Source organism: Streptomyces sp. AC627_RSS907 (assembly GCF_019049165.1).
In genome coordinates this window covers 1-619 of record NZ_JAGMUE010001281.1, presented here as the reverse complement: position 1 = coordinate 619, position 619 = coordinate 1, and the positions used below count along the sequence as shown (strand labels likewise).

General features: G+C 70.9%; 1 protein-coding gene. It reads left to right on the top strand.

Annotated features, from left to right (window positions below; translation table 11 throughout):
- Positions 1 to 616 (top strand): rhomboid family intramembrane serine protease (locus KUM32_RS41490; RefSeq protein WP_217146804.1); only part of this gene is annotated, 616 nt, incomplete at its 5' end.
- Positions 617 to 619: the final 3 nt, after the last annotated feature.

Genomic DNA, 619 nt, shown 5'->3' with positions numbered 1-619 from the left:
GGTCTGGATCGTCGTGCTGTCCAACGGCAACCAGATGATCAACGACTGGGCGATGGTGGGCGAGTGGCCGCCGTCCGACTCCGGTTTCACGCCGGTCCAGGGCGTCGCCGAGGGCGAGTGGTACCGCCTGCTGACGGCCACGTTCCTGCACGAGGAGGCGTTCCACATCGCCTTCAACATGCTCTCGCTCTGGTGGCTCGGCGCCCCGCTGGAGGCGGCGCTCGGCCGGGTCCGTTTCCTGGCGCTCTACCTGCTGTCCGCGCTCGGCGGCAGCGCGCTCAGCTACCTGCTGGCCGACGCCTCGCAGGCGTCGCTCGGCGCCTCCGGCGCGATCTTCGGCCTGCTCGGCGCCACGGCCGTGCTGATGCGCCGGCTCAACTACGACATGCGCCCGGTCGCCATCCTGCTGGCGCTGAACCTGGTCTTCACCTTCGCCTGGAACGACATCGCCTGGCAGGCGCACATCGGCGGCCTGATCGTGGGCACCGCGGTGGCCTACGGCATGGTCCACGCCCCGCGCGAGCGCCGCGACCTGGTGCAGGCCGGGACCTGTGTGGCGGTGTTCCTGGTCATCCTGGGCACGGTGCTGCTGCGCACCGCGCAGCTCACGGGCTGAGCC